Raw genomic sequence first — 21,762 nt, 5'->3', positions numbered from 1 at the left:
CTCCTTTGGCCGGTGGCAAGGTCATTCACGAGAGTGGCCCGATGTCGGCATGCGTGCCGGCTCGGAACCGCGGGCGCACGGCGTGCGCCGCGCAATCAAACAGTCAGCGATGTATGGCGACGCCAGGGCCAGGCTCCCCGGCTGCCTTCACCTGTTTGAATGATGTGATGAACGAACATGGAGCGCCGAGTTTAGCCCACGAAAACGAGGCCTTGTGCAACCGCAGGCTTCAGGGTTCCCCCGGAGCCTCTCGGATAAAACGAAAAGATACATTCGCACGACCGTTCGCAAATTCAAGGAGACTCACTTGCTTGCACCCCTGCTCCCGGCCGTGTTCTCCCGCCTCGCGGCGCTCGCTGTCCTGTCGGCCGCGCTCTGCGGCAGTGCCTTCGCGGCGCAGGTCGAGGTGGCGGGCGTCAAGCTCGACGACCAGATGGACCTGCGCGGCGCCCCGCTGGTGCTCAATGGCGCGGGCATCCGCTACAAGACCATCATCAAGGTCTACACGGCCGGCCTGTACCTGGGCAAGAAGGCCTCGACCACCGAGGAGGCGCTGGCCGTGCCGGGCCCCAAGCGCGTGGCGATCACGATGCTGCGCGACATCGACGCCAACGAGCTCGGCAAGCTCTTCGTCAAGGGCGTGGAAGACAACTCGCCCAAGAGCGAAATGGTCAACCTGATCCCCGGCCTGCTGCGCATGGGCCAGATGTTCGCGGACCAGAAGCAGCTCAAGGCCGGCGACACCTTCACCATCGACTGGGTGCCCGGCACAGGCACGCTGATCACGGTGCGCGGCGTGCCGCAACCCGACCCGGTGAAGGAAGTGGCGTTCTTCAATGCGCTGATGCGCATCTGGCTCGGCCCGAACCCGGCCGACTGGAAGCTGAAAGACGCGCTGCTCGGAAAACAGTAAGAGCCGGACAGCCCTTCAGGCCGTCGCGAGGTCGGCCAGCGAATCCACGAAGCCGTCCGCATCCACGCCGCGCACCGGCTCGCCGTGGTTGTAGCCGTAGGTGACGAGCACCACGGGGCAGCCAGCGGCGCGTGCAGCGCGCGCGTCGTTGCTCGAGTCGCCGACCATCAGCGTGCGCGACGGCACCGTGCCCAGCGCCTCGCAGGTCTTCAACAGCGGCAGCGGATCGGGCTTCTTGCGCTCGAAGGCATCGCCGCCGAACACTTGCTCGAAGAAGCCGTCGAGCCCCTTCGCCGCCAGCAGCGGCTTGGCGAAGGAGGTCGGCTTGTTCGTGAGGCAGGCCAGCCGCAGCCCGCGCGCGCGCAGCGCCTTCAGGCCCTCGACCACGCCGGGGTAGGCGGACGAATACCGGCCGTTGATCTCCAGGTAGTGGTGCTGGTAGCGCTCCCACGCGCGATCGAACAGCGCCGCCGGGGCCGGCGCGCCCACGTGCGCCAGCGCCGACAGGATCAGGTGCTCCGAGCCCTTGCCCACCATGCGCTCGATGGCGGCGGGCGCCACCGGCGGCAGCTCGAGGTCGCGCAGCATGCGGTTCAGGGCCTCGGCAAAGTCGCCGAGCGTGTCGACCATGGTGCCGTCAAGGTCGATGATGGCGGCGTCGAAGCGGGAGAGATCGGTGCGAAGAGTGTCCAAAACAGGCGGCTCCCGGGGAGCGAAGTGGGTGACGGATGCGCGAGGCACGCATTCTCCCCCGGCCGCAAAATAGGCGCCCATGACCCCCACGACGCCCCCGCCCTCCGCCCCTCGCCCCATCCGCACCGCCGCCACGCTCGTCGTCCTGCGCGACGGCCCCGAAGGCCTCGAAGTGCTGATGCTGCGGCGGGCCGAGAAGGCCAACGACCAGAACAGCGGCGCCAGCGTCTTCCCGGGCGGCATGGTCGATGCGCACGACCGCCTGCTGCACCCGCTGTGCGCGGGCCTGGACGACGCCGCCGCGAGCGCGCGGCTGGGCCTGCCCGAAGGCGGGCTCGACTTCCACGCAGCGGCGATCCGCGAATGCTTCGAAGAGGCCGGGCTGCTGCTCGCGAACGATGCGCAGGGCCGGCCGGTCGAGCTGCTCGCGCTCACGTCGGGCGAACTCGACGCCATGCGCGCCGCCGCCGAACGCAGCACCGACGCCCTGCTCGCCCTGTGCGCCGAGCGCGGCTGGTGCCTTGCCGTCGACCGCATCGCGTACTTCAGCCACTGGCTGACCCCGCCCGGCATGCCGCGCCGCTTCGACACGCGCTTCTTCGCGGCCGCGATGCCCGCCGGCCAGGACGTGCGCCCCGACGGCCGCGAGACCGTCGAGCACCTGTGGCTGAAGCCCGCCGACGCGGTCAGCCCCGAACGCGGACTCAAGCTGCTGAACGTGACGCGGCGCGTGCTCGAGCACCTGGCCACCTTCGCCCGCGTCGACGACTTCATGGCCCATGCGCGCGCACTGCGCCGCATTCCGCTGACCATGCCGCGCCTGGCCGACGGTCCCAAGGGCCGACGGCCGGTGAACATGGAAGAGCCCGCCTACGACGAGATCGGGCACCTCGATCCCGACGGCCAGGGCGGCGGTTGCTATGCGCTCGAAGCGGGCCTGGTCACGCCGCTGTCCGCGCGCGTGGTGCGCGTCGTGCACGACAGCGGCCTCAACAGTTTTCTCATCGGCGGCACCGAGGGCTGGGCGCTCATCAACCGCGCGCCCGGCGACGCGGCGCACGAAGCCGCGCTGCGGGCGGCGGCGCCCGGGCCGGTGCGATGGGTGTTGTCGGCGGACGCTGCGCCGCAGTCGCTGGACCTCGGCGGCGCCACGCTCCAGGTGCTGGGCGCGCAGGGTTTCCTGCTGGCCGAGGAGCGCATGCTGTTCACGGAGGACGCGACGACCACCGCCGTCGAGACGGATCACCGCGTCGAATGGATCGTGCCCGCGCGCGGCTTCATGCGCCGCCCGGCGTCGGCGCTCGCCGACTGAGGCGCGTCTTCAGGCCTGCTGCGCTTCCGTCAGCGCCTGCGCCGCCACCACCGCCTCGGTGCGGTTGCGTACGTTGAGTGCGCGGAAGATGGCGGCCAGGTGGATCTTCACCGTGCCTTCGCTGATGCCCAGGCTGCGCCCGATCAGCTTGTTCGGCTTGCCTTGCGACAGCAGTTGCAGCACCTCGACCTGGCGCTCGGTCAGCACGCTGCGCAGGTGTTCGAGGGTCTGGGTACCGCCACCGCCGTTGCCGCCACCGCGCGCAAAGGGTTCGCCCGCCGCGGCAGACGACGGCGACACGCCGGCCACGATGCCCGGCGGCAGCGCCGTGAGCATCATCGGCGGCACGTACACGCCGCCCGCCAGCACCAGGCGCACGGCCGACAGCATGACGTCGGGCGAATAGGCCTTGGGAATGAAGCCGAGCACGCCGCGTTCGAGCGCGCTGCGCATGATGGACGGGTCTTCGTAGCCCGACAGCACGATCACGGGCACGGCCGGGTGTCGTCGCCGGATCTCGTCGATGTGGGCCTGCCCGTCCGCGCCGGGCATGTTGAGGTCGATCAGGGCCAGGTCGAGATCGTCGGTCGCGCCGGCAAGCAGTTCGTCGACGCTCAGCGCCAGGACGAACTCGATGCCAGCTCCCAGCTCCGACAACTTGGCTTTGACCGCCTCGATGACGAGCCGGTGGTCGTCGGCGATCAGAATTTTCATGGCATACCCCAGTGTCCCAACGTCAATGTGCATTGGATTCTTCTGCGACTGCGAAGATAACGGCGATTGCCCCGTCCAGCAAGGCCGCCGCGCCCCACCAACGGCATAGACCCCAAGCGGTATGGCGGCCCCGTGGGCCCGTTGAAAAAATGAACGCCCACTCCAACGACCGGGGACATGGGCATGTGCGATCGCTGCAGACGCCGGTGCAAGGCATGCTTCGCAATGCACGCTTGAGAAGCGGGCATCCCTCATGGCCCGCCTGCTCGACTGCTTCTCGCCCTTCATTGCCTTCGGTCTCGGCCTGGACGCGTCGATCGCGGCCGGCCACCCCACCCTCACCCACGGCGACGCCCAGCGCGAGGCCCTGCGCCTGCTGGACATCGCACGCGCCGACGCCGACGTGGCCGGCGCCACCGCCACCCAGATCGAGTCGGCCGCCTTCGCCATGGTCGCGTGGCTCGACGAGATCCTGGCGCGCCACCCCGACGCCGTGGACGGCGCCGCGCCGCTGCAGGTGCAGCTGTTCAACTCCAACAACGCGCACAGCGAGTTCTTCCACCACCTCTCGGCCCTCGGCGCGCAGGACCACGCGGTGCGCGAGGTCTACTGGCATGCGCTGGCGCACGGCTTCAAGGGCCAGTACTACTTCGAGTCGGGCGACGAGGGCGAGCTCGGCAAGCTGAAGGACCTGCACGGCCGGCAGCTGCAACCGCCGCCGCTCGAACTCGGCAGCCTCGCGCAGGACCACATCACGCCCCAGCCCTACGGCGTGCCCGACCCGCGCGGCCCGGCCGACATGCGGCGGCGCGACCGCACCGTGCTGCGCACCGGCGCCGCGCTGGCCGTGCTCGTGCCCGCGCTCTTCCTGCTGTGGCACTGGCTGGCGGGGCCGCCGGCCGCCGGCACGGCGCTCACGCAGCGCATCGACCGGCAGCTCGCCAGCTACGCCTGCGCCGACCTCGAGGCCTCGATCGACCCCGACGGCCGCCCGCGCGTGACCGGCTTCGTCTCGCAGCGCGACGACCTGCTGAAAGTGGCGGAGGACGTCGCGGCCATTCCCGGCGTGCGCGCGCCGCAGTTCGACATCGGGCTGCGCGTGTGGCCGCACTGCGAGGTGTTCGCCATCCTCAAGCCCTCGCAGGCGCGCAACCGCCAGAAGAACCACGGGCTGAGCGTGAGCGCGCCGTCCGCGCGCGACGGCCGGCTGCGCGAGGGCGACGCGGTGCGCGTGCAGGTGGTGGCGCCGCGCCACGAGAGCTACATCTGGGTCGATTACTACACCGCCGATGGCTCCGTGATGCACCTGAACACCGGGCCGGCCCCGACGCGGCTGCGCGCGGGCGAGTCGCTGGAACTCGGGTCCGACATCCCCTCGAGCTGGCTCGTGAGCCCGCCCTTCGGCAACGTGCTGATCACCGTGCTGTCGGCGCCGATGCCGTTCAGCGAAACCTCCGACCGCCCGCCGTACGAGATGGCCTCGGCCTACCTGCTGCGCCTGCGCGAGGCGCTGGCCGCGAGCAGGAACAGCGAGCGGCTGATCGCCGACTTCATCTCCCTCGAAACCGTGGCGCGCTGACCTCGCCCTTCCCCACCATGTTCGACACGCTGTCACCCGTGCACCTCTTCTGGCCGCTGCTCGCGGTCTGCCTCGCTGGCCTGGCGCTGCTGTACGCCGCCGTGCGCGACGCAGGCCGCGGCGCGCGGCGACGCGGCCTGCTGCGGCGCGTCGACGCCCTCGGTGCGCCCGCCGACCACGCCGCCGTCGACGCGCTGAAGGAGGCCATGGCACAGGCGCGCACCTCGCTGCGGCAGGCGCCGCGCACGCGCGCGACGGCGCCGTGGTTCCTCTTCATCGGCGGCCCGGCCACCGGGCTGCCGGGGCTGCTCTCGGCCGCCCGCGCCGAATGCGTGGCGCCGCCCGCGAACGAGGCACCGGGCACCCCCTGGTGGCGCTGGTGGACCACCGGCGCGCTGACGGCCATCGAGCTGCATCCCGACGCCATCGGCGACCAGGCCGGCACGGCGCCCGCGCGCGGGCTCTGGCTGCAGTCGCTGCTGGCGCTTGCCGAGCGGCGCGAACGCCTGCCGCTGCACGGCGTGGTGGTGTGCGTGGCGGCCGGCGACCTGCTGTATGGCGACCCGGCGCTGCGCAAGCGCGCCACCGCGAACATGCGCCGTCTGCTCGACGAAGCCAGCGACACGCTGCGCCTGCAGCTGCCGGTCTACCTCGTCGTGACGGGCCTCGAAGGCCTGAAGGGCTACGCCACGCTGCGCGCCGCGCTGCCGCCCGAGGTGCTCGCGCAGGCGCTCGGCCACCGCGTGGAGCACCCGTTCGCGGCGCACGCGGCGCGCGCCGCCGACCGGCTCGATGCGCTGTTCGATCCGCTCGTGGCGCAGCTGCACGGCCTGCGCATGGCCCTGCTGCGCGAGCAGCCGGGTCCCGCGGGGCGGCTCGCGCTGCATGGCTTCGTGGAAAGCGTGCGCACCTTGCAGCCGGCCTTGCGGCAGGTGGCGCAGGGGCTGTTCGAGGGGCACGGCAAAGGGGTGCGCGCGCCGCGCTGGCGCGGGCTGTACCTCACGGCGACGGCGTCGGAGAACGGCACGGGCGCCGCGTTCGTGAGCGACCTGTTCGGCCGCTTCCTGCCGGCGGACCAGCCGCTGGTGCGGCCGGGACGCTTCGCGCCCACGGTGCCGGCGGAACTGCGCTGAGGCCGCCGTGCAGCTGGCGTTACTTGGCGGCAGCGTCGACGCGGATCTGGCGCGCGCCGAAGGTCACGTTGAGCACCTGCGCCTGGCCCGGCACGACCGCACGCACCTCGCGCCAGCGCGCGCGGTCGAGGTCGCGGAACGCGGCCATCACGCCGATGGCCTTGGCATCGGCCGGCAGGGTGAGGTCGAGCTTTTTGCTCTCGCCGGGGCGCAGCAGCATTTCTTCGCGCTGCACCAGTTCGGCGCCGAGCGTGGCCTGGTCTTTCTCGAACAGCGAGAAGAAGTCGGCGCCTTCGAAGGGCCCCGGCGTCTTGAGCGCATAGACGCGCACCGTGAGCGGCGAGGCGCGCCCGCGCGCATCGGGGTTGGCATCGGCGCCGGCCGTGAGCGTGATCGACACCGGCGTGACCACCGGTTTGCTCGCGCAGCCCGCCATCAGAAGACCCGCTGCAGCAAGGCCAAGGGCTGCGATACGGCGTCGCGATGCGACAGCAAGGAGGCCCTCATAGGACGAATGGTGTGTACCCAGCGTGCGCATGCTATTCCCTTCGTTGCATTGACCGGTCCTGACGCATCTTTGATTATCACCAGCGAACTCGAACAGGCAACATGCTGACTCCCCAACTCGTCGACGCACTGCTCACGCCCATCGGCGAGGCCTCGCCTTGCGGGGACGACTTGGAGTACGACGCGGACTTCATGGCCCTCACGACTGCGGCGCAAGGCAAGGCCGAGCAGCAGTTCGGCGACACCGTGATCCCCGCCGTCGAACCCGACTGGCGCGACGTGGCCGAACGCGCCGATGCGCAGCTGCGCCGCAGCAAGGACGTGCGCGCCGCCGTGCTGCTGCTGCGCGCCGCGACGCGCCTGCAGGGCGTGGCCGGCTTCACGGCGGGCCTGCAATTGCTCACCTCGCTGCTCGACACCTTCTGGGACGGCATACATCCAAAGCTGGATGCGGACGACGACAACGACCCCACGATGCGCCTGAACGCGCTCGCGCCGCTGAGCGACGACAGCATGGTGCCGCGCGACCTGTACGACGCCTCGGTGGGCAACGCGCCGGGCGTGGGCCCGATCCGCGTGCGCGACATCGCCATTGCGCACGGCGTGCTCAACGCCGTCGGCGGCGAGGCCTCGTATTCGCCCGCGCAGGTGCATGGCGGGCTCGAGGCCCTGCACGCCGCGCACCCCGAACAACTGCAGGCCGCCATCGGCCTGCCTGCACTGCTCGACCGCCTGCAGAAGCTGCTGGGCGAGCGCACGGGCCGCACCGATGCGGTGGACCTGGGCACGCTGCGCACCGTGTCGCGCGCGGTCGCCAAGGCCTGCACGGCGGCAGCCGGCGCGCCCGAAGCCTCTGCCGACGAGGGCGCAACAGCCGACAGCGACGCCCCCTCCGGCAACACGGCCCGCCCGGCCGCGCCGCGCGGCGAGATCCAGAACCGCCAGGACGCGGTGCAGATGCTCGACCGCGTCATCCGCTACCTCGAACAGGCCGAGCCCGGCAACCCCGCGCCGCTCCTGATCGAACGCGCCAAGAAGCTCATCGGCGTGAGCTTCCTGGACATCATGGCCAACCTCGCGCCCAACGCGATGGACACCATCGAGACCGTGACGGGCAAACGCCAGTCCGAATGACCGCCGCCGTTTCCACCCGTCCCCTTTCATTCCCGCAAGGAGCATCGCCATGGCCAAGAGCAGTCAGAAATTCATCGCACGCAACCGCGCGCCCCGGGTCCAGATCGAATACGACGTGGAGCTCTACGGCGCCGAGAAAAAGATCCAGCTGCCCTTCGTGATGGGCGTGCTGGCCGACCTGTCGGGCAAGCCCGCCGACCCGCTCGCGCCCGTGGTCGACCGCAAGTTCCTCGAGTTCGACGTCGACAACTTCGACGCCCGCATGAAGGCCATGAAGCCACGCGCCGCCTTCGCGGTGGAGAACTCGCTCACCGGCGAGGGCGACCTCAAGGTCGAGCTCACCTTCGACAGCATGGACGACTTCTCGCCCGCCGCCGTGGCCCGCAAGGTGGGCGCACTCAACAAGCTGCTCGAAGCGCGCACGCAGCTGTCGAACCTCGTGACCTACATGGACGGCAAGGGCGGCGCCGAAGACCTGCTGGCCAAGGTGCTCGAAGACCCGGCCCTGCTGCAGACGCTGGCCGCCAGCAAGAAGCCCGGGGACGGCGAAGCCGCCGCCTGAGCCCCACCCCGATTCCTGACAGACACACACCGGTACACGAGGAGAAACCATCATGGCCGACGCACTCGAGCAGAGCGCACTGAAAGACGTTGCGTACGCGGGAAGCGACTTTTCGTCGCTGCTGCAGAAAGAATTCAAGCCGCGCAGCGACGAAGCCAAGAGCGCCGTCGAAGCCGCCGTGCTCACGCTGGCGCAGCAGGCGCTGAGCAACAGCACCGTCATCGGCAAGGACGTGACCAAGTCGATCCAGGCCATGATCGCCGCGATCGACGCCAAGCTCACCGACCAGGTGAACAAGATCATCCACCACCCCGACTACCAGAAGCTCGAGAGTGCGTGGCGCGGCCTGCACTACATGGTGAACAACACCGAGACCGACGAGAACCTGAAGATCCGGGTGATGGACATCTCCAAGCAGGAGCTGGCCAAGAACCTCAAGAAGTTCAAGGGCGCGGCCTGGGACCAGAGCCCGATGTTCAAGAAGATCTACGAGGAAGAGTACGGCCAGTTCGGCGGCGAGCCCTTCGGCGCGCTGGTGGGCGACTACCACTTCGACCAGAGCCCGCCCGACGTCGAGATGCTCGGCGAGATGGCCAAGATCGCCGCCTCGGCCCACGCGCCCTTCATCACCGGCGCGAGCCCCAACCTCATGCAGATGGAGTCGTGGCAGGAGCTGGCCAACCCGCGCGACCTGACCAAGATCTTCTCCACGCCCGAGTACGCCGGCTGGCGCTCGCTGCGCGAGTCGGACGACTCCAAGTACCTGGGCATGTGCATGCCGCGCTTTCTCGCGCGCACGCCCTACGGCGCCAACACCAACCCGGTGGAAGAGTTCGACTTCGAGGAAGACACCGCCGGCGCCGACCACAGCAAGTACGCCTGGGCCAATGCCGCCTATGCGATGGCGACCAACATCAACCGCTCGTACAAGCTGTACGGCTGGGGTTCGCGCATCCGCGGCATCGAGTCGGGCGGCGCGGTGGAAAACCTGCCGCTACACACCTTCCCCAGCGACGACGGCGGCGTGGACCAGAAGTGCCCCACCGAGATCGCCATCAGCGACCGGCGCGAAGCCGAGCTGTCCAAGGCCGGCCTGCTGTCGATGATCCACCGCAAGAACTCCGACTTCGCCGCCTTCATCGGCGCGCAGTCGCTGAATAAGCCGGCCGAGTACGACGACCCCGACGCCACGGCCAACGCCAACCTGGCGGCGCGCCTGCCTTACCTCTTTGCCTGCAACCGCTTTGCGCACTACCTGAAGTGCATCGTGCGCGACAAGGTCGGCAGCTTCAAGGAGCGCGAGGACATGCAGCGCTGGCTCAACAAATGGATCATGAACTACGTGGACGGCGACCCCGCCAACTCGTCGGAAACCACCAAGGCCCAGAAGCCGCTGGCCGCCGCCGAGGTGATCGTGGAAGAAGTCGAAGGCAACCCGGGCTACTACACGTCCAAGTTCTTCCTGCGCCCGCACTACCAGCTCGAAGGCCTCACGGTCTCGCTGCGGCTGGTGTCCAAGCTGCCGACGGCCAAGGGCGCCGGCTGAAAAAAATCTGCGGATTCTTCTTGAATTCCCGGTTCCGTTTCGTTCTATGAGTAGCTGCCGGGCATCGGAACTTTTCTCCCACCGCCGGCAGCCATTTTTTTCGTTTCGATCATCAACCGCCCGAATGCAATCGGGTTCCAAGGAGTAGGAACATGTCATCTGACTTTCACATCAAGCTCGACGGCGTCAAGGGCGAGTCTTCTCACAAGGACCACAAGGACGAGATCGAGATTTCGTCGTGGTCCTGGAACGTGAGCAACGCATCGGGCGCGGGATCGGGCGGCGGTTCGGGCAAGGGCAAGGCCACGCCGGGTGAATTCAATTTCACGCACACCTACGACAAGGCATCTCCCGTGCTCGCCAAGAACTGCGTGAGCGGCAAGCACTTCAAGGACATGGTCATGACCTGCCGCAAGTCGGGCGAAGGCCAGCAGGAGTACCTGAAGGTCACGCTCAAGGAAGTCTTCATCTCCAGCGTGGGCCCCGGCGGCGCACAGGGCGGCGACGTGCACGAGCAGGTGTCCTGCAGCTTCAAGGACATCGAGTTCGCCTACAAGGGTCAGGACGAAAAGGGCGCCGGCGGCGGCGAGGTGAAGTTCGGCTGGAACGTGGCCACCACCGAAACCCGCTGACGGGCGACGGACCCGCCAGCCCCGTCCGCCCCAGGCACCGCACGGTGCCGGGGCCGGTCCCTGCCCGTGTCCTCACCGGAGCAATGCCATGGCATTCAGCACCACACTCATCGGTACCAGCGGCAAGCTGCACACGACCTACAACTCCGATTGGTCGGTCGGACGGATCGGCTCCAACACGCGTGAAGACGTGATGCTGGTGCAGGCCCTGTTCAAGATCTTCTACTACGAGCTGCTCGGCTTCAACCACGACTTCGACCCGCCCCCCGGCGCGACCGAGGTGATCGTGGTGGACGGCTATTACGGGCCGGTCACGCAGAAGCACATCACGCACTTCCAGGAACAGGCGATCGCACGCGGGCGCAAGGTCCTGCCGGACGGCATCTTCGATCCGTTCCGCGAGCCCGGTGCGTCCAGCACGATCAGCAAGACGCGCTACGCGCTCGACCTGCTGAACAACGGCTGCGCCAACAGCTGCGAAGAGCAGAACATCGACAACTACAGCAACCTGCCGAACCGGGAAGACATGCCCGCGTTGCTGCGCAGCGCGCTGAAGAAAGTCAAGAAGAAGGCCAGCAAGTACAGCTGAACAATCTCAGCGGCCCCAAGCAAAACGCCCATCCATCGGATGGGCGTTTTGCTTGAGGGATGGCAACGCCTCGTCGCGAGGCAGGCTGCGCTCAGGGGGCCGTTGTCGACGCGACGTTCTCGGGCAGCAGCCGCGTCAGGTCGTCGTCGGCGTCCTCGATCACCCACAGCGTGAGCGCCGTGTAGTTGTCGTGGCCCGGCTTGGCGTTGGCCTTGATCTGCGCGTCGAGCAGCTCGGTCCACTGGCTGGGCGTGCGCGACGCGTGCAGCGTGTCGACCAGGCACTCGTCGCCCAGCGGCTCCCACACGCCGTCGCTGCACAAGAGCAGCACGTCGCCGGGCAGGAGGCGCATGCGGTCGGACACCGCGATGTCGGGCGCCTCCTCGATCGAGCCCAGTGCCGACAGCAGCATGTTGCGCTGCGGATGCAGGCGCGCGCCCTCCTCGTCGAGCATGCCGCCCGCGACCATCTGCTGCACCAGGCTGTGGTCGGTGGTGCGCGCCACGATGGCGCCGCCGCGGAACAGGTAGGCGCGGCTGTCGCCGCTGTGGACCCAGGCCAGCACCTCGCGCTCCAGGTCGATCACCGCGAACACCACCGTGGAGCGCATGCCGGCGAGCTTGCCGCCTTCGGCCTGGCGCGCCACCACGTCCAGGTTGGCGCGCTCGATCAGCGCGCGCAGCGCGGCCTCGTCCAGCGAGGGCGCCCCCGAGAAGCCGCCGAGCACGCTGGCGCGCACCGTGGCCGCCGCCACGTCGCCGCCGCCGTGGCCACCCGCGCCGTCGGCCACCAGGCAGGCGACGTAGCGCTCGTCGTGCCAGTGGCCGTGCACGTCCTCGTTGTAGGTGCGCCCGCCCTGCCGGGAGAGCGTGACGATTTCGATTTCCAAGCGGGGTGCCTCGCGAGTGCTGGGGTTGTTCTGGTTGTCTTCAGGTGTCGGACTTCAGGCGCGCCATCTGCTCTTCGTAGGCCGCGAGGAAGGCCTTGCCGAAGAGGCTGTGGAAGTCGTCCTCGGCCTCGCTCGCGATGCCGCCGTACAGCGCCACGAACTGGTCCCAGAGCTTGGCCTTGCGGTTGGCGGCAAAGAGCGCGTCGAGCGCGGTCTTCGCGCTGATCTTCTTCTCGAGCTCGGCCGGCTCGAAGCGGCCGATGACGTGGGCCAGCGCCGCGCGCATGCCCACCATCACGCCGAACTGGTGTGCACGGAGGTCGTCGAAGGCATCGCGCATCGCGGCCTCGGGCGGCATGAAGCCGCGCACGCCGGGCCCCAGCAGGTGCGCCAGCGCGACCTCGACCGTGGGCGAGAACTTGAGCGGGTTGTTGGCCTGCGACGCGATCATCGTGACCTCGGCGCGCACCTCGCGCTTGAACTCCTGGCGCGTGAGCAGCAGCTGCAGCGTGCCTTCGGTGGACGTACGCAGCATCGCGCCGATGCGCTCCATGAGGCCGGGCGTGAGCATCTCGGGCGGCTGGTGCGTGCTGGCGAGGCCGCGCAGGAAGGCGGCGAGCAGTTCGTCGTCGGAGGCGGTGCGTGCGGATGGTGTGGCTGCTGGCGTTGCCGGCGGCGCGACATGCACGGGCGGTGGTGGTGGCGGAGGGGGCGGCGGCTCGGCCACGCGGCCGGCGTTCTCGGGCCCGCTGATGCGGATCGGCTGGCCGGTCACGTCGTCGAACTTCGCGAGCGGGGCCACGGGTGCTGGCGCGGGCGCAGGGGGCGGCGGCGGCGGTGGCGGCGTGATGGCCTTCGGCGGCTCGAAGCCGAACTGGTCGATCGGCAGATGATCGGAGCGCGGCACCGGCGTGGCGGGCGCCGCGCGCTGCAGTGCGGCCAGCGGGTCGGCGTCCGACGCGGTGTTGGGCTGCAGCAGCGGATCGGCCAGCGGCGACAGCGCAAGCGGATCGCCGCCGATGCCGCCGGCGCCCGGCGAACCGCCGAAGAGGTCGTCGATGCTCGCGGCCTTGCCGTGCGCGGGCGGCGCGCCCAGGTCGGAAAAATCGTCGAGCGCGCCGAGTCCGGCAGAGGGCGCGGCCGAGGGCGTGGGGCCGAGCAGGTTCGCGAACGGGTCGACCTGGTCGGCCTGCGCATTGCGCGAGCCACTGGCCATGGGGTCGGGAAAGAGCAGCGACTCGGCGGGCGCGGCGGCGGCGCGGGCCGCAGCAGGCGCCGGCGCGGGAGCGGCCGGCGACCCCAGTCCCGCAAGCAGGTCGGCGAACGGATCGTCGCTGCTGGCGGCAGGCGCGGCGGCCGGCGCCGACATCACGGTGTTGGGGATGACCGGCGCGCGTGGCGCCGCCGCAGCCGCCATCACGCGCACCGAGAGTTCGAAGCTGCCGATGACGAGCCGCGCGCCGTCCGTCAGCGCCGCTTCCTTGCCCGCGCCCAGCGACACGCCATTGCATTGCATCGCGTTGCTGCCGCGATCGACGATGAAGTACTGCCCGTCGCGGCACAGCACCTGTGCGTGCACGCGCGAGACGGTGCGGTCGGGGTCGTCGAGCACCAGCGTGTTGGTGTCGGCACGCCCGATCGTGCCCCCGCTGGGACCGAAATCGGCGGCAATGGCCGGCCCTGCCGGGGCGCCTTGCCGTGTGATGACAGCGATATGGATCATGAGTCGGCCCCCGGGGCGTTTACGCCCGAACACGGCCCGCGCGTGCGCGGGCGAAGTCCAAAGGAGTATTCATTCCGGGGGGCGGGTTGGCAATCTCGCCGGAAGAGGTATGCCGTAGCGGCGCGGTGATGCCAAGGTGCGCACGGCATGCACCTCAGGGCGCCAGCAGGAGCACCAGCGTCTGGCTCGGCACCGTGCGCACGCCGGGGCAGTTGGTGCTGTTCTGCAGCGAGGTGCTGGTCAGGCGCGTGGCGGGCATGCTGTTCAGCAGCACCGTGAAGGCGCCTGTCAGATGGCGGCTGGGCCCCATGACCGTGCCGGACGCCACCCCCAGCAACACGCCCGGGTTGTCGCCGTTGGTCATGGGAATGACCGTGCCGAGGTTGTGGGCCGGCGTGCACATGAACAGGATCGTTGGGCAGTTCGGAATGGCCATCGGCCCCATCGCGATGTTCGGATAGGGCACCGGGATCGGCGAGGGCGCGGCGGGCGTGATGCAGACATCGGGAAACCCCATGTCCGTTCCCATCATCTGGCAGTTGGCGAACATGGTGCTGCCTCAGCCAAAGTGGATTTGCGCGCCGCGCGTCTTCACCAGCTTGGCGCCGTTGATCAGCGCATGCTCGCCGCGCAGGTGCAGCAGCTCGGTTGCATCGCATTCGATGTGGGCCGCATTCACGCGGTCCAGCCCCTTGGTCGTGCGCAGGTAGTGCTGGCTGAAGTGGTTGACGCGGTCCACCACCGTGCTCAGCAGGCTGCCCACGAGCTTGACCGTGCCGGCGATCATGCGCACCCGTTCGCCGATGAACTCGGTCGAATCGAGCGACACGGTGGCGGTGGCGGCGCGCACGCCCAGGCGGTGCGACGCCAGGTGCAGTTGATCGGCCTCGAGCGCGAGCTGTCCGCCCTCCACCACGAGCCGCGTGTCGCCGCTGCACCGGAGCACGCGCTCCTGCGTGCCGGCGCAGCGCTCCAGCACCGAGAGCACCCAGATGTCGCCCGGTGCCGTGCCGAAGCACAGCACGGTGTCGCCGGCCGCCGGCACCAGCAGGCAGCCCGCGGCCGTTCGCACGGCCGCGACCTGCGCGCCCTGCCGGACACACAGCGTGCCGTTGCGTCCCGCCTCCAGCAGCGCGGTCCAGCAACGCTCGGGGGGTCCCGCGGGCGGCGCCGGGTCGGCGTCGATCGGCCTGGCGCTGCGCGGCGCGGCGGTGGCGCGGCGGACGGGGTGGTGGGCGGTGGTTTTCATGGCAGGGCTTCCAATGGAAAGAAGGGGCATCGGCCGGTGGCGCCTCAGGCCGACAGGGGGCGCCAGTCTTCGGCCTGGGCCAACTCGGGATCGGTTTCGATCGCACGGGTGCGATCTTCGATCTGCGCCTCGTCGGTCAGGGCCCGGTGCAGGCAGGTGCGCGCGAGGGTCGCACCGCGCAGGTCGGCCTGGTGCAAGTGCGCGTGGCGCAGGTCGGCGTACGTGAGGTCCGCCCCGTTGAAGCGCGCCCGGTCCAGCACGGCGCCGGCGAAATGGGCCTGGTGCAGGCGTGCGCCACTGAAGTTCGCCTGCGGCAGCCTGGCGCCGGTGAACAGTGCCTGCGTCAGCACGGCACTGGAGAAATCGACACCGGCCCCTTCGGCCTCGCAGAACAGGGCCAGGGGCGCGTCGATGCGGTCGAAGCGCGCCTCATCGAGCGTGGCGCCCTGAAAGTTGCACTGGCGCAGCGGCGCCCCGCTGAACTGGGCACCGCGCAGGTCGGCGTTCGCGAACTGGCAGCTCTCGAGCGCGACGCCGTCGAACGACACGCCGGCCAGCTGCGTGGTGGAGAACGCCACGCGCAGCAGGTGGGCGCCGCGCCACGCCACATGGCGCAGATCGCAGCCGGCCACGGTCACATGTGTCCAGCGCGTCGATTCGGCCCCCAGGTCGATCAGGCTGCTCTCGGTCAGCACGCAGGCGTCCAGCAGCGCACCGCGCAACATCGCGTGATCGAGGCGGGTCTTGGTGCAGGCGAGCATGCTCAGGTCGGCATCCGACAGGTTCGCATGCGGCGCCTGGCATTCGCTGAACACGGCCGCGTGCAGGCCGGCTCCGTGCAGGTCGACGTGGTCCATCAGGCACTGGTTGAAAACGGCGCGCTGCAGCCGCGCCCCGCCCAGCAGCGCGCCGCGCAGGTCGCACTGGTTGAACACGACCTCGCGCAGGTCGGCCCCGCGCAGATCGGCCTTGGCGAAGTTCACCCGGTCGAACAGCCCCCCCGCCAGCTGTGCATTCGAGAAATGACCGCCCGACAGGTCGAGCCCGGCAATCGACTCGCCGAGCAGCACGGCCAGGGTCAGCGTGGTGGTGTTCATCATGGCGCCGTCCTCCTCATGCGCCTGCGGCCTGCTGCTCGGGCGTGAGCCGCGGCCATGTGCGCGCGCGCTGCAGCAGGGCCCCATCGAAGCGTACGTCGCCGTCGAGCCGGGCGCGCGACAGGTCGGCAGCGAACAGGTTGCTGTTGCGCAAGTCGCAGCCGCGCAGGTCGGCGTGCTGCAGGATCGCCTCGCTGAAGTTCACGCCCGCCAGCCTGGCGCCCCGCAGCACGGTCCGGCGCAGCAACGCGCCCTTGGCCGAAGCCAGCCGCCAGTCGCTGTCGGGCAGCCGGGCCTCGCACAGGTTGGCGCCGTCGAGCACGCTGCCGAGCAGCCGCGCGCGCGACATGTCCGCAGCGCCGAAGTTGGCACCCTGCATCCGCGCCCCGGAAAAATCCGCGTCGGCCAGGTCGCAGTGCTGGGCGAACACCATGCCCATGCCGCGTGCACCGCCGAAGCGGGCCCCCGTCAGCTTGCAGGTGATCAGGTTGGCCTGGGCCAGGTGGGCTTCGCGGAAGTCGGCCTCCGTGAGGTCGCATTCGACGAACTGGCAGCCCGCGAGATCGGCCTCGGCGAGCGAGAGACCCGGCAGCGACAGCCGGTAGAAAAGCTGCTCGGGCGCCTGCAGCCCGTGCGCATCGGTGCCGTCCCAGCGCGTGCCGATCAGCATGGCGCCCTTCATCTTGGCGCGTCGCAGCGAGAGGCCCCCCAGGTCGGCATGCGACAGCTGCGTCGCGCTGAAATCGGCCTCGTCGAACACTGCGCCTTGCCAGCGCGTGCAACCCAGGTTGGCGCCCTGAAGGATGGCCCGGATGCCGATCGCGCCGTCGAGGTTCGCATGCGCCAGCACCGCCGCCGTGAAGTTCGCGCCCGACACGTTGGCTTTTCCGAAGTCCACGCTCTCGAGCCACGCGCCGGCGAAGTTGACATCGCGCAGGTCCAGCCCCGAGAAGTCGGCGCCGGTGAAGTCCATGCCGCCGAAGAACCGCAGTCCGCCGGCCAGTGCCTGCTTCATGCCGTCCTTCAGTGTCTGGGCCTGCGCCGCCTGCATCGCGGGTGCGGGCTGCTGCGCGTGTGCGCCCTGCAGATAGCCAAGCCGCTCCATCGCTTCCTGCTGCAGCAACTGGCCATGCACGGCCGCGAGGTCGAACGCACCGGTCGCGCCGGCGTTCGCGCCCTGGAGCTGCGCCAGCGCCACGTCTGCATTGAAGAGCGGCGGCCCCCGATGCTCGATGGGCTTCATGGCCGGGTTCGCCTTGCGCGCCGCCACCGCCTGCTCGAGGGCATCGAGCGCATCGTCGACGGCCGCCAGCTTCTGCGCTTCGGCCTCCTGCAGCTTCTGCTTCAGGTGGGCCACGCGCTGCGCCGGCGCTGGGGGCGCTTCGCGCGACGGCATGACGATGCCCATGGCATCTGGGTCGCGGCCGCTGGCGCGCACCTCTTCCCGCGCGAGGGCCACGTCGATCTCGGCGCGGCGGTACTGCGCCTGCGCCTGCAGGCCCTGGCTCGCGAAGGCCTCGGCGGCCCGCTCGGCCTCGGGGTCCACCGCGTCCAGCCCCTCGGGCAGCAGGTCGCTGTCGTCCAGGCATTCGACCCCGCCCCATCGCGGGTCGGCGCGTCGCGCCAGCGCATCGAGGTAGTGGGTGTCGGGCCGCGACGCATCGACGCGCTCGACGGCGCCGAGCAGCCCGTGCACGTCGGAGCCGTCGTCGGTGGCCACCTCGGCCAGCCCCTGGAACAGCAGCAGCGCCCGCTCGGCATGCGGAAAGAACCAGACCGTCGTCAGGCGCAGCGGCACTTCGCGCAGGCGCGGCTCGGCGGCGCCGACGGCTCGGTAGTCGGCGAACACACGCGCACGCAGGCCGGGCAGCCGGCCTTCGAGCCGCGGCTTCTGCGGATGCATGTGATCGAACTGGAAAGGCTCGTCGCCGCGCAACGGGGCGTCGAACCACTGGTCCTCGGGGGCGAGATTGAAATAGCGCCAGTCCAGGTCGGGCGCGAAGCCCGGCGCATGCGCCTTGAGGTAGTCCGCGTCGTAGGTGCCGCGAAAACGCGCGCGCTCCGGATGCATCGGCCCCCGCAGGCCGAAGCCGGCGGGCGCCACGGGCTGTGCCGGATCGCGCAGGGGCTGATCGGGCCGCTCGATGTTGGGCAGCCGATGGAACCCGCCTTCGGGCACCGCGCCGATGCCCTCGGGGTTGGCCGGCACCGCGGCGCCCCCGTAGGCATGCGTGGCGTCGATGGGCATCGCGTCGAACGGCAGCGGCGCACTGGCCTTCGTGCCCTCCCAGTGGCGATCGCCGAAGACGAGCAGGGTCTTGCTGCGGCTGCCCAGCCGCGCGCGCACCGCGCAGGCGCTCGGGCTTTCAGCGGGAGGAAAGGCTTGGCCGTGCACGAGGAACTCGGGCGTGAGCTTGGCCACGCCCTCGTCGACCAGCGGCACCGCCATCTCGCGTCCGATGAAGTTCCAGGCCGACTGCTCGCCCCACAGCGTGCCGCCCTCGGCCTGCTCGAACGGCACGTGCAGCATGGCCGTCACGCACAGGCCGAAGCGCTTGCGGTACTCGATCGGCCGGGTGCTCAGGCAGACAGCCTGGGGTTTGACGACTTGCATGATGATTCGCGCGCTGGCCTTCTTCCCGATCAGCCGTTGGGATGGGTGGGGTTGCCGGCGTCATCGCGGCCGAGCAGCTCGCCGGCGCCGCGTTCGCTGCCCACGGCGTCGACGCCGGGGATCATGCCCAGCAGTGCCAGCACCGCGCCGCCGGTGCCCACCGTCGCGACCGTGAGGGCGCCGTCGTTGAGATTGGTGCTCACCAGATTGCGCATGCGCTCCAGCCGTCCGCGCATGCCTGGGATGCGGTCGATGTCGCTGCTCGAGAGAATTTCGTTCATCAACTTCCTCGCGTCGGCGTACTGGGAACCCAGGGACGCCGCGCCGCTGATCATGGAAACGGCACCGTACGCAAGGCTCGCGACTGCCCCCACCGTCCCGGCGGTGGCCATGGCGCCCGTCGCGGCGGTGCCCGCCCCGGCCCCGGCGCCCGGCATGATCGAATGCAGCGGGGCCTGCCGCACCGAGGTGCCGTCCCGCTCGATCTTGAGGCCGGCCACCGATTCCATGCTGATGGCCAAGGTGTTGTCGACCTTCAACCCGAGGAAGTTCGACATCGCGATGCCCAGCGCGTTGTCCATGCTCAGCCCCATGAAGGTCGAGCGGGCGACGCCGAGATTGAAGTCGGTGTTGTTGCCGATGTAGCCGCTGGTGTTGGGGCCGAGCACCGTGGTGTTCGAGCCCACCGACACGGTGTTAATGTTGCCGATGGCCACCATGTTGAGCTCGGTGTTGCTCACCAGCGTGTACTTCTGGAACGCCGCGGCATACGGTGCGGCATTGGCATCGATCTTCATCGAGTTGCCGCCGGTCACCTTGAACTCCATGTGCCCGGCCTCGAAAAGCATGGTCGGGGCCTTGTACTTCACCCCGCCCTTCACCGTGACGGTCTGCGTGCCCGTGACCGTGCGCGTCTCGTTGCCGCCCGTGATGTCGGTGCGGTTGCCGTCGGACTGGATCTTGTGATGGCCCTTCACCAGCAACGCATGGTCGATGTCGACATTCGTGGTCTGGTAGCCCACCACATGGTTGTCCTGGTTCTTGCCGACCGTGAGCTTCTGGAACTTCTGGATGATCGTGGTGTCGTTGTTCTCCACCGTCGTCTTGCGGTCCCGCACGACCGTGGAGGTCTGGTCGCGCTTCACGGTCACGGTCTGGTCGCGGTCCACCGTGGTGGAGTCGTCCAGCTCCACGCTGCGGCTCATGTTCTTCTCGGCGTGGATGTTGATGTTCTCCTCGCCCTTCTTGTCCTCGAACATGATCTCGTTGTAGTTGTTCACGCCGCCGCCCGGCGTGGACCGGGTCCGGAAGCCGCTCTGCGTGGGCGACTTGTAAGGAATGGGCTGGTCGTCGTTGTAGACGCGGCCCACGATCACCGGGCGGTCGGGGTCGCCGTTGAGGAAGTCGACGATCACCTCCTGGCCGATGCGCGGCGCGAAGTAGCCGCCCCAGCCCTTGCCGCCCCAGGGTTGCGACACGCGCACCCAGCAGGTGGACTTCTCGTTGCTCTCGTCGTAGCGGTCCCAGTGAAAGTGCACCTTCACGCGGCCGTGGTCGTCCACGTGCAGCTCGTCGCCCTTGGGGCCGACCACGATCGCCGTCTGCGGGCCGGGCATGGTCACGCGCGGCGTGAGGCGCGGCGCGCGAAACGGCCGGTCGACCGGCATCACGGTGAGCAGGAACAGGCTGCTGCCGGTCTGCGCGGCGGCCAGCGCGGGCGTGGCGGCGATCAGCTCTTCCAGCACCGGCAGGGTGTCGGCGTTCACGGCGTCGTCGCGCAGCACCTCGGCCAGCGCGCGCTGCACGGGCTGGGCCGGCGCGCTGGCGCTCACGCCTTCGTAACCGCGGTGGCTGGCGATGAAGGTGCAGGCGGCGATCACGTAGTCGCCGTTGCGCGTGCCGTCGGGGTCGTCCTCGAACTTGAAGCTGCGCCCGGCCGCCACGTCGGGCCACGGCGTGAACGCCCAGTGGCGGTCGCGGCGCGCGTTGAGTTCGTCGCCGCGCAGCTTGGCGCGCGTCTCGGCGTCGTCGCCGCTGAAGTAGCCGCCGGGGAACTCGAACATCTCGAACTCGGCGAGCTCGTGCTGGTCGGAGCTGTCGATGTCGGCGCCCAGCTTCTTCTTGATGGCCTTGAAGTCGCTGTCGCGCGACGAATGCTTGCCGGTGTCGAACTGCCGCGCGCTGACCCAGCGCGAGATCTCGTTGAAGCGCGGTTCGGCCGCATGGACGGCCATGTGGCGCAGCGTGTCGGTCGCGGGCAGCTTGTCGTGCGCCAGGTCGCTGGCGTCCGACAGGTGCATGGTGCCGGGCGCATCGTGCGCGTCGAACCAGTAGTAGATGCCCTCGTCCTCCAGCAGGCGCGACAGGAACTGGTAGTCGCTCTCCTGGTGCTGCACGCAGTAGCGGCGCGGGTTGTGCGTGCCGATGACGTTGGTGGCCTTGGTCTTCTTGAAGCGCTTGATCGGGCTGTCCTCGAACACCGCGTCGAGCACCTCGAGCACCTTCTTTTCCTGGTGGATGCGCGAGTTGGCGCGCTTGGTGAGCAGCCAGAACCACGAGCGCAGCGCGATGCGGTACTCGTAGTGCCGCCCGATGTGGCCCGCGCGCACGAAGCGCACCGCATGGCCCTGGCAATGCCGTTCGTGCGCGCCGCCGTCGGCGTCCTTGAACTCGATGACCACGTCGAAGGCGTGGCCCAGGATGTCCTTGGCGGCGAGGTCCTTGTTCTTGGACAGCACGGTGAGCTCGTAGGCCGCGGGGCGCGCCAGCGCCTCGTGCCCGACGATGCGCCAGAACATCAGGTCGTCCTTGGCGGGCGAATCGCTCTCGATGCGGAACTCGTGGTCGGCCATCTTGGGTCTCTCGGAAGTGGGGCG

Annotated in this window: 19 protein-coding genes; 9 read left to right on the top strand and 10 right to left on the bottom strand. The window is 69.6% G+C overall.

Annotated features, from left to right (window positions below; genetic code table 11):
• Positions 1 to 307: 307 nt before the first annotated feature.
• A complete protein-coding gene (locus tag AC1RAD_RS02180) occupies positions 308 to 913 on the top strand; it encodes a chalcone isomerase family protein (protein WP_095743420.1) in 606 nt (201 codons plus the stop codon).
• 15 nt (positions 914 to 928) lie between these two features.
• On the opposite strand, the gene AC1RAD_RS02175 is transcribed toward AC1RAD_RS02180, so the two are convergent.
• Positions 929 to 1,606: a phosphoglycolate phosphatase gene (locus AC1RAD_RS02175; RefSeq protein ID WP_492733680.1), complete on the bottom strand. Its 678-nt coding sequence runs from the start codon at positions 1,604 to 1,606 to the stop codon at positions 929 to 931.
• A 79-nt stretch (positions 1,607 to 1,685) separates the two neighbouring features.
• On the opposite strand from AC1RAD_RS02175, the gene AC1RAD_RS02170 reads away from it, so the two are divergent.
• A complete protein-coding gene (locus AC1RAD_RS02170) occupies positions 1,686 to 2,918 on the top strand; it encodes an NUDIX hydrolase (protein ID WP_492733678.1) in 1,233 nt (410 codons plus the stop codon).
• Between the two features lie 9 nt (positions 2,919 to 2,927).
• Here AC1RAD_RS02170 and AC1RAD_RS02165 read toward each other — a convergent pair whose 3' ends face one another.
• The gene (locus AC1RAD_RS02165; RefSeq protein WP_070063891.1) at positions 2,928 to 3,632 is read right to left on the bottom strand and encodes a response regulator transcription factor; all 705 of its coding nucleotides are present in this window, start codon (positions 3,630 to 3,632) and stop codon (positions 2,928 to 2,930) included.
• Between the two features lie 253 nt (positions 3,633 to 3,885).
• Here AC1RAD_RS02165 and AC1RAD_RS02160 point away from each other — a divergent pair, with 253 nt between their 5' ends.
• Positions 3,886 to 5,211 (top strand): DotU family type IV/VI secretion system protein, encoded by a 1,326-nt coding sequence (locus AC1RAD_RS02160; protein ID WP_492733676.1) that lies wholly within the window; start codon positions 3,886 to 3,888, stop codon positions 5,209 to 5,211.
• Between the two features lie 17 nt (positions 5,212 to 5,228).
• Positions 5,229 to 6,344, top strand: a complete 1,116-nt coding sequence (locus AC1RAD_RS02155; RefSeq protein ID WP_139701552.1) for a type VI secretion system protein — start codon at positions 5,229 to 5,231, stop codon at positions 6,342 to 6,344.
• A 19-nt stretch (positions 6,345 to 6,363) separates the two neighbouring features.
• Here the strand turns inward: AC1RAD_RS02155 and tssJ are convergent, their stop codons facing one another.
• The gene (gene tssJ, locus AC1RAD_RS02150; RefSeq protein WP_307696189.1) at positions 6,364 to 6,882 is read right to left on the bottom strand and encodes a type VI secretion system lipoprotein TssJ; all 519 of its coding nucleotides are present in this window, start codon (positions 6,880 to 6,882) and stop codon (positions 6,364 to 6,366) included.
• Between the two features lie 71 nt (positions 6,883 to 6,953).
• Between tssJ and tssA the strand changes: the two genes are divergently transcribed.
• The 5 genes from tssA (at position 6,954) to AC1RAD_RS02125 (ending at position 11,314) form a co-directional block, all read left to right on the top strand.
• On the top strand, positions 6,954 to 7,985 hold the full coding sequence (gene tssA, locus AC1RAD_RS02145; RefSeq protein WP_492733674.1) for a type VI secretion system protein TssA: 1,032 nt from the start codon (positions 6,954 to 6,956) through the stop codon (positions 7,983 to 7,985).
• Between the two features lie 49 nt (positions 7,986 to 8,034).
• Positions 8,035 to 8,547, top strand: a complete 513-nt coding sequence (gene tssB, locus AC1RAD_RS02140) for a type VI secretion system contractile sheath small subunit (RefSeq protein WP_062482197.1) — start codon at positions 8,035 to 8,037, stop codon at positions 8,545 to 8,547.
• A gap of 52 nt (positions 8,548 to 8,599) precedes the next feature.
• Positions 8,600 to 10,093, top strand: a complete 1,494-nt coding sequence (gene tssC, locus AC1RAD_RS02135) for a type VI secretion system contractile sheath large subunit (protein WP_062482199.1) — start codon at positions 8,600 to 8,602, stop codon at positions 10,091 to 10,093.
• A gap of 152 nt (positions 10,094 to 10,245) precedes the next feature.
• Positions 10,246 to 10,725, top strand: coding sequence for an Hcp family type VI secretion system effector (locus AC1RAD_RS02130; RefSeq protein WP_056584576.1), 480 nt, complete (start codon positions 10,246 to 10,248; stop codon positions 10,723 to 10,725).
• A gap of 88 nt (positions 10,726 to 10,813) precedes the next feature.
• Complete coding sequence (locus AC1RAD_RS02125; RefSeq protein WP_062482201.1) at positions 10,814 to 11,314, top strand: peptidoglycan-binding domain-containing protein; 501 nt, start codon at positions 10,814 to 10,816, stop codon at positions 11,312 to 11,314.
• Between the two features lie 91 nt (positions 11,315 to 11,405).
• Here the strand turns inward: AC1RAD_RS02125 and AC1RAD_RS02120 are convergent, their stop codons facing one another.
• The 7 genes from AC1RAD_RS02120 to AC1RAD_RS02090 form a co-directional block, all read right to left on the bottom strand.
• The gene (locus tag AC1RAD_RS02120) at positions 11,406 to 12,203 is read right to left on the bottom strand and encodes a PP2C family protein-serine/threonine phosphatase (protein ID WP_492733672.1); all 798 of its coding nucleotides are present in this window, start codon (positions 12,201 to 12,203) and stop codon (positions 11,406 to 11,408) included.
• Between the two features lie 40 nt (positions 12,204 to 12,243).
• On the bottom strand, positions 12,244 to 13,926 hold the full coding sequence (gene tagH, locus AC1RAD_RS02115; RefSeq protein WP_492733670.1) for a type VI secretion system-associated FHA domain protein TagH: 1,683 nt from the start codon (positions 13,924 to 13,926) through the stop codon (positions 12,244 to 12,246).
• A gap of 154 nt (positions 13,927 to 14,080) precedes the next feature.
• Positions 14,081 to 14,476: a DUF4150 domain-containing protein gene (locus AC1RAD_RS02110; protein WP_056584565.1), complete on the bottom strand. Its 396-nt coding sequence runs from the start codon at positions 14,474 to 14,476 to the stop codon at positions 14,081 to 14,083.
• Positions 14,477 to 14,485: 9 nt separating this feature from the next.
• Positions 14,486 to 15,175, bottom strand: a complete 690-nt coding sequence (locus AC1RAD_RS02105; protein ID WP_180838813.1) for a DUF3540 domain-containing protein — start codon at positions 15,173 to 15,175, stop codon at positions 14,486 to 14,488.
• Positions 15,176 to 15,219: 44 nt separating this feature from the next.
• Entirely contained in the window at positions 15,220 to 16,275 is a 1,056-nt protein-coding gene (locus tag AC1RAD_RS02100; RefSeq protein WP_492733668.1) for a pentapeptide repeat-containing protein, read from the bottom strand.
• Between the two features lie 13 nt (positions 16,276 to 16,288).
• On the bottom strand, positions 16,289 to 18,886 hold the full coding sequence (locus AC1RAD_RS02095) for a DUF2169 family type VI secretion system accessory protein (RefSeq protein ID WP_492733666.1): 2,598 nt from the start codon (positions 18,884 to 18,886) through the stop codon (positions 16,289 to 16,291).
• 29 nt (positions 18,887 to 18,915) lie between these two features.
• The gene (locus tag AC1RAD_RS02090) at positions 18,916 to 21,738 is read right to left on the bottom strand and encodes a type VI secretion system Vgr family protein (protein ID WP_492733664.1); all 2,823 of its coding nucleotides are present in this window, start codon (positions 21,736 to 21,738) and stop codon (positions 18,916 to 18,918) included.
• Positions 21,739 to 21,762: the final 24 nt, after the last annotated feature.

Source organism: Variovorax sp. GW823-FHT04B03 (assembly GCF_058796495.1).
Note: the sequence above shows the minus strand (reverse complement) of the source record. Positions and strands in the feature narration are given on the sequence as shown.

What these genes read in the sequence shown, in the direction of transcription:
- AC1RAD_RS02160 (WP_492733676.1), top strand. Translation starts at nt 3,886, where the DNA reads ATGGCCCGCCTGCTCGACTGCTTCTCGCCCTTCATTGCCTTCGGTCTC.
- tagH (WP_492733670.1), bottom strand. Translation starts at nt 13,926, where the DNA reads ATGATCCATATCGCTGTCATCACACGGCAAGGCGCCCCGGCAGGGCCG.
- tssC (WP_062482199.1), top strand. Translation starts at nt 8,600, where the DNA reads ATGGCCGACGCACTCGAGCAGAGCGCACTGAAAGACGTTGCGTACGCG.
- AC1RAD_RS02125 (WP_062482201.1), top strand. Translation starts at nt 10,814, where the DNA reads ATGGCATTCAGCACCACACTCATCGGTACCAGCGGCAAGCTGCACACG.
- tssJ (WP_307696189.1), bottom strand. Translation starts at nt 6,882, where the DNA reads ATGCGCACGCTGGGTACACACCATTCGTCCTATGAGGGCCTCCTTGCT.
- AC1RAD_RS02155 (WP_139701552.1), top strand. Translation starts at nt 5,229, where the DNA reads ATGTTCGACACGCTGTCACCCGTGCACCTCTTCTGGCCGCTGCTCGCG.
- AC1RAD_RS02110 (WP_056584565.1), bottom strand. Translation starts at nt 14,476, where the DNA reads ATGTTCGCCAACTGCCAGATGATGGGAACGGACATGGGGTTTCCCGAT.
- tssB (WP_062482197.1), top strand. Translation starts at nt 8,035, where the DNA reads ATGGCCAAGAGCAGTCAGAAATTCATCGCACGCAACCGCGCGCCCCGG.
- AC1RAD_RS02095 (WP_492733666.1), bottom strand. Translation starts at nt 18,886, where the DNA reads ATGCAAGTCGTCAAACCCCAGGCTGTCTGCCTGAGCACCCGGCCGATC.
- AC1RAD_RS02130 (WP_056584576.1), top strand. Translation starts at nt 10,246, where the DNA reads ATGTCATCTGACTTTCACATCAAGCTCGACGGCGTCAAGGGCGAGTCT.
- AC1RAD_RS02165 (WP_070063891.1), bottom strand. Translation starts at nt 3,632, where the DNA reads ATGAAAATTCTGATCGCCGACGACCACCGGCTCGTCATCGAGGCGGTC.
- AC1RAD_RS02170 (WP_492733678.1), top strand. Translation starts at nt 1,686, where the DNA reads ATGACCCCCACGACGCCCCCGCCCTCCGCCCCTCGCCCCATCCGCACC.
- AC1RAD_RS02105 (WP_180838813.1), bottom strand. Translation starts at nt 15,175, where the DNA reads ATGAAAACCACCGCCCACCACCCCGTCCGCCGCGCCACCGCCGCGCCG.
- AC1RAD_RS02090 (WP_492733664.1), bottom strand. Translation starts at nt 21,738, where the DNA reads ATGGCCGACCACGAGTTCCGCATCGAGAGCGATTCGCCCGCCAAGGAC.
- AC1RAD_RS02100 (WP_492733668.1), bottom strand. Translation starts at nt 16,275, where the DNA reads ATGATGAACACCACCACGCTGACCCTGGCCGTGCTGCTCGGCGAGTCG.
- tssA (WP_492733674.1), top strand. Translation starts at nt 6,954, where the DNA reads ATGCTGACTCCCCAACTCGTCGACGCACTGCTCACGCCCATCGGCGAG.